Source organism: Streptomyces sp. NPDC057877, from assembly GCF_042796855.1.
Classification (GTDB): Bacteria; Actinomycetota; Actinomycetes; order Streptomycetales; family Streptomycetaceae; genus Streptomyces.
On sequence record NZ_JBHVMS010000002.1, the window covers coordinates 150,715 to 166,117 of the forward strand.

Below are 15,403 nucleotides of genomic sequence, written 5' to 3' on the forward strand. Positions count from 1 at the left end.
GCCCTTCGACTGGGGCCGCCCCTTTCGCGCGCCGTGCGGTCAGTCCCCGCCGCTGTCACCGAAGTCGGCGAAGCCACTGCGCGAGGAGTGCTTCAGCAGGCCCTTGTCCGCCACCTCGGCCCGGGGCACGAGCCCCGCCCGCAGCGCGAAGCGCGGGGCGAGGACGTGCAGGGCCGCCTCGCCGTGCAGGGCGACGGCGAGCAGCTTGTCGTGGTCGCCGAGACCCCGCCTGCTCGTGGGCATGGCATGCCGCTTGCGCAGGGCGCGCACCTCGCGCCGGGTGGCGCGGGTGGGCCCGAGCAGCGGGTAGCGCAGCAGCCCCGCCTCGGCGAGCGGGATGCGCATCCGGGCCACCGCCAGGCGTACCTCGGGATCCCGTGCCAGCTTGCGCAGCCGCGTGGGCTCGCGCAGGGCGCTGTGCACGGCGATCTCCAGCGGGGTCCCCTCGGCCCCCGTGTCCAGCGGCCGGGGGCTCAGTGTCCCCGGCCGGTCCGGCATCGCCGCGCCGCGCAGATGCAGCGCCAGCACGGCGACGGTGACGGCGGCGCGCGGGCCGCCCCGCAGGAGTGCGATCTCCTGCGGGGCCAGTCGTCCCACGCTGTCCGCCGTTCCCCCGTTCCTCTCGTACATCACGATCACCCCCGTAACGGGGCCCGCCGCCCCCGTGCCGGCGGGCCCCGTGTGACGGCAGAATGCCCGCCGGGCGGGGTGGTTGAAGCCTCTTTGGCGGGGTTCAGAGGTTGATTTGAGGGTTCCGTAGCCGGTGTACGCCCGCTGCCGTAGACGCGCTCATGTCAGATTTATGCGCCGTGCGGCTCCTCGTGGTGCTCCGACAGTCCCGGCCAGTCGTCGGGGCCGCCGCCCTGCCACTCGATGAGGTCCGTCTCCTCGACATCGGTGACGTAGAGGTCGGCCAGCCGCAGGATCTCGCTCACGTCGTCGATGTGCGTGGCGATGCCCAGCGTCTCGTCGCCCTCCGTGACCCGCCGGGAGCCGTCCAAGGCCGGGGAGTGGACCACGATGTGCGGATGCGGTGTCGGGTGTGCCATGCCTTCAGCGTCCTGCGGACGGCACGGGTTCGCACCCCGGGCAGGCCGAAGGGCGCCGGACGCGGGACCGGTGGGATCGTCCGCGTCCGGCGCCCTGCGGCCGGTGAGGGTTTCGGGTTCCTGCCGGGACCGCGGCGGAGGCGATGGATCCGAAGCGCCCTTCCCTCAGGTCGAGAAGGGGCGCCCGGGTCCTTCACCACCGCACTGGCTCGCACTCCGCCGCGGTCCTCACCCTGTCCGCGCCCCGCCCGTCGCCGGGCGATCACCCCTCATCCGGACCGACCGGAGGCGGGACGCGGTCAGGGAGCCGTTCAGTCCTCGCGCAGGGCGCGGACCGCCTCCTCCACGCGTCGGCCGTACTCCGGGTCGGCGGCGTGGAAGTGGGCGAGGTTCCGGTCGATCACGTCGTCCCGGGAGACCTGGGAGAGACCGCCCGCGATGGTGGCGACCAGACGGGACCGCTCTGCCGCGGACATCAGCCGGTACAGCTCGCCCGCCTGGAAGAAGTCGTCGTCCTTGGTGTGCGCGGGCGCCGCGTGGGTGCCGGTGTGGCCGGTGACGGCCAGCGGGGCCGACAGGGGGCGGCCGGTCTCCACGGGGCCGTCGTAGGAGTTCGGCTCGTAGTTCTTGGCGTGGCGGCCCTGGGCGTTGGCCGCCATCAGGCCGTCGCGGCCGTAGGTGTGGGCGGTCGTCGCACGCGGGGCGTTGACGGCCAGCTGGGTGTGGTTGACGCCCAGGCGGTAGCGGTGGGCGTCGGCGTAGGCGAACAGGCGGCCTTGCAGCATCTTGTCCGGGGACGGGCCGATGCCGGGCACGAAGTTGTTCGGCGAGAACGCGGCCTGCTCGACCTCGGCGAAGACGTTGTCCGGGTTGCGGTCGAGGACCAGCCGTCCCACGCGGTGCGGCGGGTAGTCGGTGTGCGGCCACGCCTTGGTCAGGTCGAACGGGTGGAAACGGTAGTCGGCCGCCTCCGCCGCGGGCATGAGCTGCACATACAGCGTCCAGGACGGGTGCACACCCCGCTCGATCGCCTGGAGCAGGTCCGTCTGGTGGGAGTTGGGGTCCTTGCCCGCCTGCTCCTGGGCCTGCTCGGTGGACAGGCAGCGGATGCCCTGGTTGGTCTTGAAGTGGTACTTGACGAAGAAGGCCTCGCCCGCGCTGTTCGTCCACTGGTACGTGTGCGAGCCGTAGCCGTTCATGTGCCGGTACGACGCCGGGATGCCGCGGTCGCCCATCAGCCAGGTCACCTGGTGGGTGGCCTCGGGGGAGTGGGACCAGAAGTCCCAGACGTTGTCCGGCTCCTGCCTGCCGGATAGGGGTCCCCCCACGCCTCTTGGCAGTGGGGGAGGGTCGCGCTTCTGGGAGTGGATGAAGTCGGGGAACTTGATGGGGTCCTTGATGAAGAAGACCGGGGTGTTGTTGCCGACGAGGTCGTAATTGCCCTCCCTGGTGTAGAACTTCACGGCGAAGCCGCGCGGGTCGCGGACCGCGTCCGCGCCGCCGAGCGAGTCGGCGACGGTGGAGAAGCGCACGAACACCTCGGTGCGCCTGCCGATCGTGCTCAGGAAGTCGGCGTGGGTGTAGCCGGTGACGTCGTCGGTCACCTCGAAGTGGCCGTACGCGCCGGAGCCGCGGGCGTGCACGACGCGCTCCGGGACGCGCTCCCGGTTGAAGCGCGCCAGCTTCTCCAGCAGGTGCTGGTCCTGGAGGAGGAGGGGGCCGCCGACGCCTGCGGTGGCGGAGTTCTGGTTGTCGGCGACCGGTGCGCCGGACTCGGTGGTGAGCACGCGCTGCGACATCGTGGACCTTCCGTGCGACTGTCAGCGGAAACCTGTTTCCGCTTCGTGGAGCCTAGGAGGGGGCGGGGAGGGCGTCAACAGTTTGTTGAAGTGGGGTTCCGGGCGGCGCCGCCGCCTGGGCGCGACAGGACAGGTGTCGGCGAACGGCGCCGCCCGGAGGTCTAGAGCTGGGCGCCGGAAAGGCGCTCCACGGCCCGCAGCAGGGCGGAGTGGTCCAGCCCGCCGTCGCCCTGCGCACGCAGGGAGGCGACCAGTTGGGCGACCACGGCGCCGACGGGCAGGGCCGCGCCGACGTTGCGGGCGGCGTCGGTGACGATGCCCATGTCCTTGTGGTGCAGGTCGATGCGGAAGCCCGGCTTGAAGTCGCGGGCCAGGAAGTTGTCCTTCTTGCGGGTGAGGACCGTCGAGCCCGCGAGGCCGCCGTTCAGCACGTCCAGGGCGGCCTTCAGGTCCACGCCCGACTTCTCCAGGAAGACCACGGCCTCGGCGCACGCCTGGAGGTTGACGGCGACGATCAGCTGGTTGGCGGCCTTCACGGTCTGCCCGGAGCCGTGCGGACCGCACAGCACGATGGTCCTGCCCAGCGCCTCGAAGATCGGCTTGGCCTGGTCGAAGTCGGCCTGCTCGCCACCGACCATGATCGACAGCACGGCCTCGATCGCACCGGCCTCACCGCCGGACACGGGGGCGTCGAGCACCCGGATGCCCTGGTCGCGGGCGGCCTTCGCGAGATCGACGGAGGTCTGGGGGGTGATCGAGGACATGTCGATCAGCAGGGCGCCGGAGCGGGCGTTCTCCAGGATGCCGTCGGGGCCGTAGGCGATGGCCTCGACCTGCGGTGACGCGGGCACCATCGTGATGATCACGTCGGCGTCCCGCACCGCCTCGGCGAGGGAGGCGGCGGCGGTGCCACCGGCGGCGGCCAGCCGGTCGAGCTTCTCCCGCTCCAGGGTGAAGCCGGTGACGTCGTAGCCCGCCTTGACCAGGTTCTCGGACATGGGGGAGCCCATGATGCCGAGGCCTATCCAGGCGATCGCCGGGCGGCCCGGGCGGGAGGATCCTGCGAGGTTGCTCATGGTTCGGGGTGCCTCTCGGTGCAGGGGGTCAGCGGGACAGCCAGTCGAACGCCTGGGCGCTGGGGCGGTCGCCCGGCTTGTACTCCAGGCCGACCCAGCCGTCGTAACCGGCCTTCTTCAGCTGGTCGAGGAGGTCCGCCAGCGGCAGCGAGCCGGTGCCGGGGGCGCCGCGGCCCGGGTTGTCGGCGATCTGGACGTGGCCGGTCTTGGCCGCGTACTCCTCGATCACCGACGGGAGGTCCTCGCCGTTCATCGACAAGTGGTAGAGGTCCATCAGGAACTTCGCGTTGCCGAGCCCCGTCGCCTCGTTGACCTTGTCGACGATCCCCACCGCCGCGGGTGCGCTCACCAGCGGATACCGCGGCGACTCGGGCGCGTTCAGCGCCTCGACCAGCAGGACGGCGCCGATCCGGTCGGCGGCCCGCGCCGCCAGCACCAGGTTCTCCAGCGCCAGCGCGTCCTGTTCGGCCGGGTCCACGCCCTCGACGCGGTTGCCGTACAGGGCGTTGAGGGCCTTGCAGCCCAGCGACCGGGCGAAGTCGGCGGCGACATCGACGTTGGCGCGGAACCTCGCCGACTCCTCGCCCGGCACCGACAGGGCGCCCCGGTCCGGACCCGGCAACTGACCGGCGTAGAAGTTCAGCCCCGTGAGCTGGACGCCCGCGTCCTCGATCGCCCGCCTCAGGGCGTCGAGGTCGCCCTCCTCGGGGGTCGGGCTGTCGACCCAGGGCCACCACAGCTCGACCGCGCCGAAACCGGCAGCGGCGGCTGCCGCCGGGCGCTCCAGGAGCGGGAGTTCCGTGAAGAGGATCGACAGGTTGACGTTGAAGCGCTGCTCTGCGAATCCCATCGCGCGGCGCTCCCTTCCGTGGTCGGCTTCCGGCCGGACTCCGTACCATGTGCCGTACTGGCTTCCGTACTGCGGAAGTAACTTTCTGCTTATTGGAAGATTGCCGTCGGGCGTCCGGGCTTGTCAAGAGGGCTCGGCGGAACGCGTCACCGCGGGTTAGTTTGAGCGCGTGCGACTGAGAGTGGAATTCACGACCGAGCCCTTCGACCTCGACGAGCCCCCCGCGCACGCGCTGGTCGCCCGTGAGGTCGTCGAGGCGGCCGAGTTGGACGCGGTGGATGTCGGGCCGTTCGGCAACACCGCGCAGGGGCGGGCGGATGCCGTGCTCACCGCCGTGGACGCCTTGCTGCGCAAGGCGCTCGAGGCGGGTGCCACGCGTGTCTCGCTTCAGGTCAACGTGGTCGAGGAGGGCGACCGGTGACCGGTGACGAGCCCTTCATCACGGCCGTGAAGCCGCTGGTGGACGCCATGGGCGGGGAGATGCTCCCGCCCGACGAGGCGGGGCCCGACGACGTGGTGCTCTCCTGGGAGGGGGTCGATGTCGTCGCCGTGCGGCTGCCGCAGCTGGCGGACTCGCTGGATCACATCCTGGCCGCCATGGAGCGCAAGAAGGGCAAGCCGCTCGCCGATCTGGACCGCAAGGCGAAGCAGGAGGTCGTACGGGTCCTGGAGGCGCGCGGCGCCTTCTCCGTGCGGCATGGCGTGGAGACCGTGGCGAGCGCGCTCGGGGTGAGCCGCTTCACCGTCTACAACTACCTCAACCGTGAGAAAGGGGTCTGAGCGCGGGGTGGCGGGGGCGGCCGGGTTTCGTAACCCGGAATTTTCAACAAAGTGTTGACGTCGTCTGGCGGAGCGCGTTAGCTATCCGCAGCCCGTTCAGCACAAGGCCACGGAGGCTCCCGTGACGTCCACTTCCACGCCGCCGGGTCTGGCCCGACTCAACGCCGGTGACAAGGACACGGTCCTCGCCGCGCTCCACGAGGCGTGCGCCTCCACGGCGTGGGCCGAGCGGCTGCTCGGCGCCCGGCCGTACGCCACCCCCGACGACCTCTACGCCGCCAGCGACGCCGCCACGGCCGAGCTGACCCCCGCCGACCTCGACGAGGCCATGGCCGGTCATCCGCCCATCGGCCGCCCCAGGCCGGGCGACCCCACCTCGGCCCGGGAACAGCGCGGCATGGCCGGAGCGCCGGAGGAACTCAAGGCGGAGATGCTCGAACTGAACCTGGCCTACCAGGACAAGTTCGGCCATGTCTTCCTCATCTGCGCCACCGGCCGGACCGGCGAGCAGATGCGCGACGCGGTCAGGGAGCGGATCGGCAACTCACCGGAGCGGGAGCGCGAGAACGTCCGCACCGAGCTGGGCAAGATCAACCGTATCCGGCTCGCCCGACTCGTCGAAGAGGACTGAGAGCACCATGAGCACCCGCACCTCCGCCTCCGTGTCCACCCACATCCTGGACACCAGCCTCGGCCGCCCCGCCGCGGGCGTCGCCGTCCAGCTCGCCGCCCGCAGCGGGCGTGGCGCGGACTGGCGGGCGCTCGGCGGCTCCGCGACCGACGCGGACGGCCGGTGCAAGGACCTCCCGGCGCTGCCGGAGGGCACCACCCACGTACGGCTCGACTTCGCGGTGGAGCCGTACTTCCAGAAGAAGCAAGCCGATGCGCAGCAGGACGCCCCCGCGAATCGGGACAGCGGCCCCGCGGTGTTCTTCCCGGAGGTGGCGATCACGTTCGCCGTCGTGCCCGGCGAGCACTACCACGTACCGCTGCTGCTCAACCCGTTCGGCTACTCCGTTTACCGAGGGAGCTAGCTACATGCCCACGATTCTCGGCCAGAACCAGTACGGCAAGGCGGAGAACCGCGTCGTAAGGATCACGCGGGACGGCGCCACCCACCACATCAAGGACCTGAACGTCTCGGTCGCCCTCTCCGGCGACATGGACGAGGTCCACTACTCCGGCTCCAACGCCAACGTCCTGCCGACCGACACCACCAAGAACACGGTGTACGCGTTCGCCAAGGAGCACGGCATCGACTCCGCCGAGCAGTTCGGCATCCACCTCGCCCGGCACTTCGTCACCAGCCAGCGGCCCATCCACCGCGCCCGCATCCGCATCGAGGAACACGCCTGGGAGCGGATCGAGACCTCCGACGCCAACTCGAAGTCCATCGGCGCCGACGAGGTCAAGCACTCGTTCGTACGGAAGGGGCAGGAGACACGGGTCACGCAGATCACCTACGACGGTGAGTCCTGGGAGGTCATCTCCGGCCTCAAGGACCTCGTCGTGATGAACTCGACCAACTCCGAGTTCCGGGGCTACGTCAAGGACGAGTACACGACGCTGCAGGAGGCGTACGACCGCATCCTCGCCACCCAGGTCTCCGGCCGCTGGCGGTTCAACTGGACCGACGACGAGCAGAGGATGCCGAACTGGGAGAAGTCCTACGAGCAGACCAGGAAGCACATGCTCCAGGCCTTCGCCGAGACCTACTCGCTCTCCCTCCAGCAGACGCTGTACCAGATGGGTTCGCGGATCATCAACCACCGCGGCGAGATCGACGAGGTCCGCTTCTCCCTCCCCAACAAGCACCACTTCCTCGTCGACCTCGAGCCGTTCGGGCTGAAGAACGACAACGAGGTCTACTTCGCCGCCGACCGCCCCTACGGCCTGATCGAGGCGACGATCCTGCGGGACGGCTGCGAGCAGAAGATCCCGGTCGACCTCACGAACCTGTAGAAACCGCGTATATCGGCACCCGTGGCCGACGGGGTACCTCGTCGGCCACGGCACTCAAACCTCCCAGGGTCCTGCCGTGCCCTCTCCACCCAGCGCAAAGGACGCACCATGGCAGCAGACCGGCGCACCGTCATCGAGAACTGCGCGATCGCGACCGTCGACGCGAGCGACACCGAGTACCCGGACGGGCACCTGGTCATCGCGGGCAACCGCGTCGAGTCGCTCGGCGCGGGCCGGGCCCCCGAGGGCCTGGAGAACGTCGTCCGCCGCATCGACGCCAGCGGCCACCTCGTGACCCCCGGCCTGGTCAACACCCACCACCACTACTACCAGTGGATCACCCGGGGCCTGGCCACCGACCACAACCTCTTCCACTGGCTCGTCGCCCTCTATCCGACCTGGGCGCGCATCGACGAGCCGATGGTGTACGCGGCGGCGCAGGGCTCCCTCGCGATGATGGCCCGCGGCGGCGTCACCACCGCCATGGACCACCACTACGTCTACCCGCGCGGCTCCGGCGACCTGTCCGGCGCCGTCATCCGCGCCGCCCGCGAGACGGGTGTCCGCTTCACCCTCGCCCGTGGCTCCATGGACCGCAGCGAGAAGGACGGCGGCCTGCCCCCGGACTTCGCCGTCGAGACCCTCGAGGGCGCGCTCGCCGCCACCGAGGAGACCGTCAAGCGGTACCACGACGCCTCCTTCGACGCGATGACCCAGGTGGCGGTGGCCCCCTGCTCCCCGTTCTCCGTCTCCACCGAACTCCTGCGCGAGGGGGCCGAGCTGGCCCGGCGCCTCGGCGTGCGGCTGCACACCCACGGCTCGGAGACCGTCGAGGAGGAGACGTTCTGCCACGAACTGTTCGGCATGGGACCGACCGACTACTTCGAGTCCACCGGCTGGCTCGGCGAGGACGTGTGGATGGCCCACTGCGTCCACATGAACGACTCCGACATCGCCGCCTTCGCCCGTACGAAGACCGGTGTCGCCCACTGCCCGTCGTCCAACGCCCGGCTCGCGGCGGGCATCGCCCGCGTCCCCGACATGCTGGCGGCCGGTGTCCCGGTCGGCCTCGGCGTCGACGGCACCGCCTCCAACGAGTCCGGAGAACTCCACACCGAACTGCGCAACGCCCTCCTCATCAACCGCCTCGGCGCCCACAAGGAGGCCGCGCTGAACGCCCGGCAGGCGCTGCGCCTCGGAACGTACGGCGGCGCGCAAGTCCTCGGCCGGGCCGCCGAGACCGGCTCCCTGGAGCCCGGCAAGCTGGCCGACCTGGTGCTGTGGCGGCTGGACACCCTCGCCCACGCCTCCATCGCCGACCCCGTCACCGCGCTGGTCTTCGGCGCGGCGGCCCCGGTCACCGCGTCCTTCGTGAACGGCGAGCAGATCGTCGAGGACGGACGGCTGCTCACCGTCGACGAGGACGAGATCGCCCGCTCGACGCGGGCCCAGGCACAGCGGCTGGCGCGGATCGCCGCGCGGGGCTGAGCCGCATCTGATGACTCCGGCCGGGAGGGACGGCTCCCGGCCGGTAGCCGTGGACCCGAGCGGGGCCCACGGCGCCGACCCCGGGGCGCGCGTGGAACGCGCGCGCCCCGGCGTACGGTCCCCCCGTCCCCCGGTCCCGCACGACCGCTGCAGTACACGCACCACCTCCCTGACACCCACGTCAGAGCCGACGTGTAACCGACCGGAGGAGAGCCGCCGTGTCCGCCCCACCAGTTCACCCCACCCATCCGGTGGACGAGAAACTCCCCGCCCTCAAGATGGCGACCAGCGGCCTGCAACACGTGGCCGCCATGTACGCGGGCGTCGTCGCCCCGCCCCTGATTGTCGGCGCGGCCATAGGCCTGACCGGCACCGAACTCACCTTCCTCACCGGCGCCTGCCTGTTCACCGCGGGCCTGGCCACCTTCCTCCAGACGCTCGGCATCTGGAACATCGGCGCCCGGCTGCCCTTCGTCAACGGCGTCACCTTCGCCGGGGTCGCCCCCATGCTCGCCATCGTCGACTCCACCGGCGACAAGGACGACGCGCTGCCGGTCATCTTCGGCGCGGTCATCGTCGCGGGCCTCCTGGGCTTCTTCGCGGCGCCCTTCTTCAGCAAGGCGATCCGCTTCTTCCCGCCGGTCGTCACCGGTACCGTCATCACCCTCATCGGCATCTCCCTGCTCCCGGTCGCCTTCGGCTGGGCCCAGGGCGCGAGCCCCACGGCCGACGACTACGGCTCGGCCACCAACCTGGGCCTCGCGGGCGCCACCCTCCTCGTCGTCCTGCTCCTGCGCCGCTTCACCCGCGGCTTCGTCAAGCAGATCGCCGTACTCCTCGGCCTGGTCGCGGGCACGGTACTCGCCATCCCGCTCGGCGTCACCGACTTCTCCCCGGTCGCGGAGGCGGACGTCGTGGGCTTCCCGACGCCGTTCCACTTCGGCGCCCCGCAGTTCCAGATAGCGGCGATCATCTCCCTGTGCGTGCTGATGGTGGTGTCCATGACCGAGTCCACCGCGGACATGCTGGCGCTGGGCGAGATCGTCGACCGCCCGGCCGACGAGAAGACCATCGCCGCGGGCCTGCGCGCGGACACCCTCGGCTCGGCCGTCAGCCCGCTGTTCAACGGCTTCATGTGCAGCGCCTTCGCCCAGAACATCGGCCTGGTCGCGATGACGAGGATCCGCAGCCGCTTCGTCGTCGCCATGGGCGGCGGCTTCCTCGTCCTGCTGGGCCTGTGTCCCGTGGCCGCCTCGCTCATCGCCGTCGTACCCCGTCCGGTGCTCGGCGGCGCGGGCGTCGTGCTGTTCGGCTCGGTGGCGGCCAGCGGCATCCAGACCCTGGTCAGGGCTGGCCTCGACAAGGACAACAACGTACTGATCGTGGCCGTGTCGCTCGCCGTCGGCATCATCCCGATCACCGCGCCGGAGTTCTACCACGCCTTCCCGGAGACGGCGAAGATCGTCCTCGACTCCGGCATCTCCACGGGCTGCGTCACCGCCGTCCTGCTCAACCTGGTCTTCAACCACCTGGGCCGCGACCGGGACGCGGCGGACGTCACCCATCCCATGGAGGCGGGGGAGGAGATCACCGGGGCGGGTCGGAAGGCCCCGGCCACGCCATGAGGCTGGCGAACAGCTCCGCCTGTTCGGTCGCGTCGTCCAGGGCGATGGGGGTACCCCCTGCTCGAGCACAGTCGAGAGCTTGGGGGAGGGTGTGCCGACGCTCGGACAGCAGTTCGCGCGGCATCGTCCTCTTGCCCACCGCCCGCAACGGCAGCCCCGCCTTGGTCGCGTACAGCGTCTTCATGTCCAGGCACCCGGAATGGCCGAAAGGGCTCGCACCGGTGTAACGGATCAGGTACCAGTACAGAAAGGTCCAGTCGTACGACGCCGGGTAGCCGCACATCACCGGCTGTGCCGTGCCGCTCACCTCCCGCACCCAGCGGGTGAACTGGGTGAGCGCGGCGGCCGGATCGCTGCCCTCCGCCCCGAGGCGCCGCCGGTCGAGTCCGCTCACCGCCAGCGCCTCGGGCACGAACTCCTCGCTGATGGGGTGCAGTTCACGGTAGAAGGTCCGCCGGGTGGGATCGGCCGCGGTGAACCCGTCGGCGTCCTGTGTCCCGGCCACCGCGGCGCCGAGGCTCAGCATGGAGTACGGGCCCGGGATGGGGCCGTCGGCCTCGATGTCGACGAGACACAGAGGCTGGGCTTGATGCGTGTTGCGGCCATGGGGCCGCGGCATCGCAGGCCGACGCGGCCTCCCGCAGCCGCATTGCCGGTGGGTTCAGTGCCTCCCGCCCCGGCTGCGGGCGTTGGCCAGGGCGACCCCGCAGGACAGGCGTTCCGCCGGGGTGGCCGGGCGCAGTGGGCCGTGCGCGTCCCACTCACGACCGCCGCCCGGCGGCTTCAACTGCCAGTACGGGCCGACTCTGTCGACGACCCGGCCGACCCTGGTGGTCGCCTCGTCGAACACGAGGTCGTCGATTGTGGGCGTGTAGTCGTTCATGCGAGCCCCCGTTGGATCGCCTCACCGCTCACCGAGCAGTCTCGACCGGCGCTGTGACATCCATGGTGCCTGCTTCTTGCCGTGCTGTGACGTCGAACTCAGCCAGACTTGAGGGCAGTTGAGAGGTGGATGCGGAGTGCGGAGCCCCACCGGGCCCCGCACTCCCCTCAGGGGGCCGCCAGCGCCTCCGTGGGCGACAGCCGGGCCGCCCGGATCGCCGGGTAGAGCCCCGCCAGACCACCGATGACCAGCGTGGCCGCCACCCCACCCGCCAGCGCCCACGCCGGTACGGCCGTCGGCCAGCCCTGGTACAGGGCGTACCCGGAGGTCACCGCCAGGCCCAGGACCGCGCCGCCCGCCCCGCCCAGCGCCGACAGCAGCAGGGACTCGGCGAGGAACTGGCCGCGGATCTGGCCACGGGTCGCGCCGAGGGAACGGCGCAGCCCGATCTCGGCCCGGCGCTCCAGCACCGAGATCACCATGGTGTTGGCCACCCCCACGCCGCCGACCAGCAGCGCCACCGCGCCCAGGCCCAGCAGCAGCCCCGTGAACGCCTCGTCGGTGGCGCGCTGGGCGGCCAGCGCGTCGGACGGGCGCGAGACCTCCACCTCGCTGGGTGCCTCCGGGTTGGCGGTGGCGGCGAGGACGTCGCGGACCGACTCCACGCTCGCCTCCGCCGAACGGGTGTAGACCGTCGTGGCATGGCCGTCGAAGCCCAGCTCCCGCTCCGCGACCGGCCAGCCGATCAGCGCCGCGGAGTCCAGCTCCGGGGCCAGGGGCGCGATCTCCAGGATGCCGACCACCGTGAACCAGCGGTCCCCCACCAGCACCTGGGTGTCCTGGCCCGCGTGGCCGACGCCCAGCCGGTCGGCCGCCGCCGCGCCCAGCACCACGGCCGGGTAGCGGGCGGTCGCCGCGTTCAGCCAGGTGCCGTCGGCCAGTTCGGCGCCGATCGTGGCGCGCAGGGAGGTGCGGGCGGCATAGGTGGCCAGGCTGTTCGTCTCGACCTCGGGGGTGCGGTCGCTGCGGTACACCTTGGCGTCCGGCAACCGGCCGGTCGCCGACACCGACTCCACCCCGTCGATCCCGGCCACCATCCGCTCGGCGTCGGTGGGGAGCTGGGCCTGGCCGCCGGTCAGGGTGGAGCCCGGGCCGACGGTGAGCAGGTTGGTGCCCAGCGCCGCCAGCGCCCGGTCCAGATCGGCGCGCGAGGACGACGAGATGCCGACCACCGCGACCATCGCGGCGATGCCGATCGCGATGCCCAGCGCCGACAGGAACGCCCGCAGCGGACGCGTCCGCAGCCCGACGGCCCCGACCCGGACCACATCGGCCGGGCGCAGCCGCGCGGGCCGCAGCACCTCCCGCTCCGGGGCGGGCGACACGGTCACCGTCATCGCACCGCTCCCGTCGTCGTGCGGTCGGCCCCCGAGGGTCCGACCACTGTGTCCTCGACGAGGCGTCCGTCCCGCATCCGCACCTGCCGCGGCAGCGACGCGGCGATCTCCTGGTCATGCGTGATGATCACGACCGTCGTGCCGGTGGCGTTCAGTTCCCGCAGCAGGGTCATCACGCCCGCGCCGGACGCCGAGTCCAGCGCCCCGGTCGGCTCGTCCGCCAGGAGCAGCGGGGGCTCACCGGCCACCGCGCGCGCGACCGCGACCCGCTGCCGCTCGCCGCCCGACAGCGCGTGCGGCGGGTGGTGCAGCCGGTGGCCGAGGCCCACCCGGCGCAGCGCGACCGCGGCCCGCTGGCGCCGTTCGGCCGGGCGCAGCCCGGAGTACAGCAGCCCGTCGGCCACGTTCGTCAGCGCCGACGCCCCCGACGCCAGATGGAACTGCTGGAACACGAACCCGATCCGCCGCGCCCGCAGCGCCGACAGCCGCGCGTCCGACAGCGCCCCGGCGTCGTGGCCGTCGATCCGCACCCGGCCCGACGTGGGCCGGTCGAGCGTGCCGAGCATGTGCAGCATCGTCGACTTGCCGGACCCGGACGGCCCGACCACGGCGACGAGTTCGCCGTGCGCCACGGTCAGGGAGACCCCGGCGAGCGCGGTGACCCCGCCCGGGTAGACCTTGGTGACGTCGGTGAGGTCGATCATTCGGGCATCCCCACCGTCGTACCGTCCGTGATGCCGTCACCGCTGATCTCCACCCGGCCGCCCGCGAACAGGCCCGTCTGCACGGGGACGTACGCCGTGGTGCCGTCGCCCTCGACGACCTCCACCCCGAAGCCGCCCTCCGGCAGCGCCACCAGCGCGGCCACCGGAACCGTCAGGACGTCCTCGCGTTCCCCGACCGTGAACGACACGTCCACCGACGCCAGGACGTAGGACGCGGCGGCCTTCTGCGCCTCGGCGCCCTCCAGGGCCACCAGCACCTTCACGGTGGTGGTGGGCTCCGCGTCGGCGGCGCCGTCGCCCGCCTCTATCTCGGTCGTGACGTCGGAGATCGTGCCGTCGACGCGGGTGCCGTCGGGGAGTTCCACGGTCACCTCCGCGCCCGGCTCGGCCAGCCGCCGGTCGGCGGTGTCGAGTTCGACGGTCACCGCCTGCGCGGTGGCGGTGTACGACAGCACCTTCTGGCCGGGGGCGGTGGTGGCGCCCTGCTCGGTGTGCAGGGCGTCCACCCGGACGGCGGCGGGCGCGAACACCACCCGCTCCGGCCGCACCGTGCCGGTCTCCTCCAGACCGAGGTCCTCCTGCCACTGCCGTACGGCCTCGGCGGTCGCCTCGGTGTAGGTCTCGTCGACGGTGAAGCCGTCGTGGCCGAGGGCCTCGAGGTTCCGCTCCACCTGCCGCACGTCCCGGCCCTCGGCGCCGGGCCGCAGTTCCCGGTACGCCGGGACCGTGCCGTACAGCAGCACCACGGGCTTGTCGTCCACCCGGTACAGGGCCTCCCCCCGGGTGATCCGCTCGCCGGTGTCCGGCAGCCGGGTGACCGTGCCCGGGGCGCGGCCGGTCGCGGTCGTCGACGTGCCGTACCCCAGCTCGCCGTCCACGGTCTGGCTGTCCTGCAGCGTCTCGCGGGTCACCTTGGCCGTGGCGGGCGGCAGTTGGCCGTCCGACGGCCCGCCGGACCCGCCGCGGTCCCCGAGACCGACCCCGGCCGCCGCGGCGCCGCCCACGGCGGCGAGCACCCCGAGCGCGGTCAGCACCCGGCGGGTACGGCGACGGCGCGGGCCGGGCGCGGGCGCGGGCTCGCGCTCCGGCTCCCCGGTGCGCACGGCCGCGGCTCCGGTCTCCTCGTGTTCCTCCTTCGGCACGGTCGCCGCCTCAGCCATCGGTCGACCTACGACCGCCCTGCGGCGCGTACTTCTCGCACGCCTTCTGCGCCTTCTCGAAGTCCGGGTCACCCGCGATGCTCTGGTCGATCTGGATGCCCCGGCCCGGCTCCGGGTCGGGGAAGTTCTCCACCCCGTTGTCGCGCATGCACTGCGCCATCCTGCGCATCTTCTCCTCGATCTCCGGGTCCGGGCTGCCGCCCTGCTGCCCCGGGCTGAACTCGCGGCACGCCTCCATGGCCGCGTCGACCTCCTCCTTCGGCATCCGGCCCTGGACGCGGATGCCTCCGCCCTCACCGGGGTCCGCCACGTCGACGCCCTGCTCCCGCAGGCACTCGACGAACTTGGCGGTCATGTCGTCCTGCGCCTGCGCGTCGGCCGCGACCTCGGCCGCGGCGTCCGTGTCGCCGTCGTCCGAGCCGCAGCCGCCGACGGCCAGCGTCAGCGCCAGCAGCAGTGCCGACGGCAGCGCCGCGCGGGCGCCGCCGGTCCGTATCCGCATCACCGTGCTCCTCGTGTCGGGATCTGTGGCCAGAAGCGAAGCGGGCGGCGCGTTTCCCCGCCGTTTCCACAGCGGACGCCCTGCTGCCGCACAGCTCGCGCTTACGC

The 15,403-nt window shown here is 72.0% G+C and carries 18 protein-coding genes; 7 read left to right on the forward strand and 11 right to left on the reverse strand.

Translation table 11 applies throughout. From position 1 onward, the window contains the following. Positions 1-39: 39 nt before the first annotated feature. From ACFVQG_RS04570 to ACFVQG_RS04590, 5 genes are all read right to left on the reverse strand, one after another. The gene (locus ACFVQG_RS04570) at positions 40-597 is read right to left on the reverse strand and encodes a TIGR04222 domain-containing membrane protein (RefSeq protein WP_383376775.1); all 558 of its coding nucleotides are present in this window, start codon (positions 595-597) and stop codon (positions 40-42) included. A gap of 203 nt (positions 598-800) precedes the next feature. Beyond that, positions 801-1,049 (reverse strand): hypothetical protein, encoded by a 249-nt coding sequence (locus ACFVQG_RS04575; RefSeq protein WP_383376777.1) that lies wholly within the window; start codon positions 1,047-1,049, stop codon positions 801-803. Between the two features lie 311 nt (positions 1,050-1,360). Then, complete coding sequence (locus ACFVQG_RS04580) at positions 1,361-2,848, reverse strand: catalase (RefSeq protein ID WP_383376779.1); 1,488 nt, start codon at positions 2,846-2,848, stop codon at positions 1,361-1,363. Positions 2,849-3,009: 161 nt separating this feature from the next. Continuing rightward, on the reverse strand, positions 3,010-3,924 hold the full coding sequence (locus ACFVQG_RS04585) for a 2-hydroxy-3-oxopropionate reductase (protein ID WP_383376781.1): 915 nt from the start codon (positions 3,922-3,924) through the stop codon (positions 3,010-3,012). A gap of 28 nt (positions 3,925-3,952) precedes the next feature. Next, the gene (locus ACFVQG_RS04590; protein WP_383376783.1) at positions 3,953-4,774 is read right to left on the reverse strand and encodes a TIM barrel protein; all 822 of its coding nucleotides are present in this window, start codon (positions 4,772-4,774) and stop codon (positions 3,953-3,955) included. A gap of 169 nt (positions 4,775-4,943) precedes the next feature. On the opposite strand from ACFVQG_RS04590, the gene ACFVQG_RS04595 reads away from it, so the two are divergent. From ACFVQG_RS04595 to ACFVQG_RS04625, 7 genes are all read left to right on the forward strand, one after another. Next, positions 4,944-5,195: a hypothetical protein gene (locus ACFVQG_RS04595; protein ID WP_383376785.1), complete on the forward strand. Its 252-nt coding sequence runs from the start codon at positions 4,944-4,946 to the stop codon at positions 5,193-5,195. 47 nt (positions 5,196-5,242) lie between these two features. Further along, the gene (locus tag ACFVQG_RS04600) at positions 5,243-5,554 is read left to right on the forward strand and encodes a helix-turn-helix domain-containing protein (RefSeq protein ID WP_383377924.1); all 312 of its coding nucleotides are present in this window, start codon (positions 5,243-5,245) and stop codon (positions 5,552-5,554) included. 121 nt (positions 5,555-5,675) lie between these two features. Further along, positions 5,676-6,185 carry a 2-oxo-4-hydroxy-4-carboxy-5-ureidoimidazoline decarboxylase gene (gene uraD, locus ACFVQG_RS04605; protein ID WP_383376787.1) on the forward strand — a complete coding sequence of 170 codons (510 nt, stop codon included), beginning with the start codon at positions 5,676-5,678 and terminating at the stop codon, positions 6,183-6,185. Positions 6,186-6,192: 7 nt separating this feature from the next. Beyond that, entirely contained in the window at positions 6,193-6,588 is a 396-nt protein-coding gene (gene uraH, locus ACFVQG_RS04610) for a hydroxyisourate hydrolase (RefSeq protein ID WP_383376789.1), read from the forward strand. Between the two features lie 4 nt (positions 6,589-6,592). Then, a complete protein-coding gene (gene pucL / locus ACFVQG_RS04615; RefSeq protein WP_383376791.1) occupies positions 6,593-7,516 on the forward strand; it encodes a factor-independent urate hydroxylase in 924 nt (307 codons plus the stop codon). 108 nt (positions 7,517-7,624) lie between these two features. Next, the gene (locus ACFVQG_RS04620) at positions 7,625-9,004 is read left to right on the forward strand and encodes an 8-oxoguanine deaminase (RefSeq protein WP_383376793.1); all 1,380 of its coding nucleotides are present in this window, start codon (positions 7,625-7,627) and stop codon (positions 9,002-9,004) included. A gap of 218 nt (positions 9,005-9,222) precedes the next feature. Further along, positions 9,223-10,629, forward strand: a complete 1,407-nt coding sequence (locus ACFVQG_RS04625; protein WP_383376795.1) for a nucleobase:cation symporter-2 family protein — start codon at positions 9,223-9,225, stop codon at positions 10,627-10,629. On the opposite strand, the gene ACFVQG_RS04630 is transcribed toward ACFVQG_RS04625, so the two are convergent. The 6 genes from ACFVQG_RS04630 to ACFVQG_RS04655 all read right to left on the reverse strand — a co-directional run bounded on the left by ACFVQG_RS04630 (position 10,592) and on the right by ACFVQG_RS04655 (position 15,296). After that, on the reverse strand, positions 10,592-11,248 hold the full coding sequence (locus ACFVQG_RS04630) for an exonuclease (protein WP_383376797.1): 657 nt from the start codon (positions 11,246-11,248) through the stop codon (positions 10,592-10,594). The two genes, ACFVQG_RS04625 and ACFVQG_RS04630, sit on opposite strands and share 38 nt — an antisense overlap. Positions 11,249-11,290: 42 nt before the next feature. Continuing rightward, positions 11,291-11,512: a hypothetical protein gene (locus tag ACFVQG_RS04635; protein ID WP_383376798.1), complete on the reverse strand. Its 222-nt coding sequence runs from the start codon at positions 11,510-11,512 to the stop codon at positions 11,291-11,293. 167 nt (positions 11,513-11,679) lie between these two features. Then, positions 11,680-12,909 (reverse strand): ABC transporter permease, encoded by a 1,230-nt coding sequence (locus tag ACFVQG_RS04640; protein WP_383376800.1) that lies wholly within the window; start codon positions 12,907-12,909, stop codon positions 11,680-11,682. After that, positions 12,906-13,613, reverse strand: a complete 708-nt coding sequence (locus ACFVQG_RS04645) for an ABC transporter ATP-binding protein (protein ID WP_383376802.1) — start codon at positions 13,611-13,613, stop codon at positions 12,906-12,908. Before ACFVQG_RS04645 ends, ACFVQG_RS04640 begins: the two co-directional genes overlap by 4 nt. Further along, the gene (locus ACFVQG_RS04650; protein WP_383376804.1) at positions 13,610-14,794 is read right to left on the reverse strand and encodes an efflux RND transporter periplasmic adaptor subunit; all 1,185 of its coding nucleotides are present in this window, start codon (positions 14,792-14,794) and stop codon (positions 13,610-13,612) included. The genes ACFVQG_RS04645 and ACFVQG_RS04650 overlap by 4 nt, the downstream gene beginning before the upstream one ends. Beyond that, on the reverse strand, positions 14,787-15,296 hold the full coding sequence (locus ACFVQG_RS04655; RefSeq protein ID WP_383376806.1) for a hypothetical protein: 510 nt from the start codon (positions 15,294-15,296) through the stop codon (positions 14,787-14,789). Before ACFVQG_RS04655 ends, ACFVQG_RS04650 begins: the two co-directional genes overlap by 8 nt. Positions 15,297-15,403: the final 107 nt, after the last annotated feature.

Coding starts and splice junctions, on each gene's coding strand:
- ACFVQG_RS04575 (WP_383376777.1), bottom strand. CDS start 1,049: ATGGCACACCCGACACCGCATCCGCACATCGTGGTCCACTCCCCGGCC.
- ACFVQG_RS04580 (WP_383376779.1), bottom strand. CDS start 2,848: ATGTCGCAGCGCGTGCTCACCACCGAGTCCGGCGCACCGGTCGCCGAC.
- ACFVQG_RS04585 (WP_383376781.1), bottom strand. CDS start 3,924: ATGAGCAACCTCGCAGGATCCTCCCGCCCGGGCCGCCCGGCGATCGCC.
- ACFVQG_RS04590 (WP_383376783.1), bottom strand. CDS start 4,774: ATGGGATTCGCAGAGCAGCGCTTCAACGTCAACCTGTCGATCCTCTTC.
- ACFVQG_RS04600 (WP_383377924.1), top strand. CDS start 5,243: ATGGGCGGGGAGATGCTCCCGCCCGACGAGGCGGGGCCCGACGACGTG.
- uraH (WP_383376789.1), top strand. CDS start 6,193: ATGAGCACCCGCACCTCCGCCTCCGTGTCCACCCACATCCTGGACACC.
- pucL (WP_383376791.1), top strand. CDS start 6,593: ATGCCCACGATTCTCGGCCAGAACCAGTACGGCAAGGCGGAGAACCGC.
- ACFVQG_RS04620 (WP_383376793.1), top strand. CDS start 7,625: ATGGCAGCAGACCGGCGCACCGTCATCGAGAACTGCGCGATCGCGACC.
- ACFVQG_RS04630 (WP_383376797.1), bottom strand. CDS start 11,248: ATGCCGCGGCCCCATGGCCGCAACACGCATCAAGCCCAGCCTCTGTGT.
- ACFVQG_RS04635 (WP_383376798.1), bottom strand. CDS start 11,512: ATGAACGACTACACGCCCACAATCGACGACCTCGTGTTCGACGAGGCG.
- ACFVQG_RS04640 (WP_383376800.1), bottom strand. CDS start 12,909: ATGACGGTGACCGTGTCGCCCGCCCCGGAGCGGGAGGTGCTGCGGCCC.
- ACFVQG_RS04645 (WP_383376802.1), bottom strand. CDS start 13,613: ATGATCGACCTCACCGACGTCACCAAGGTCTACCCGGGCGGGGTCACC.
- ACFVQG_RS04650 (WP_383376804.1), bottom strand. CDS start 14,794: ATGGCTGAGGCGGCGACCGTGCCGAAGGAGGAACACGAGGAGACCGGA.
- ACFVQG_RS04655 (WP_383376806.1), bottom strand. CDS start 15,296: ATGCGGATACGGACCGGCGGCGCCCGCGCGGCGCTGCCGTCGGCACTG.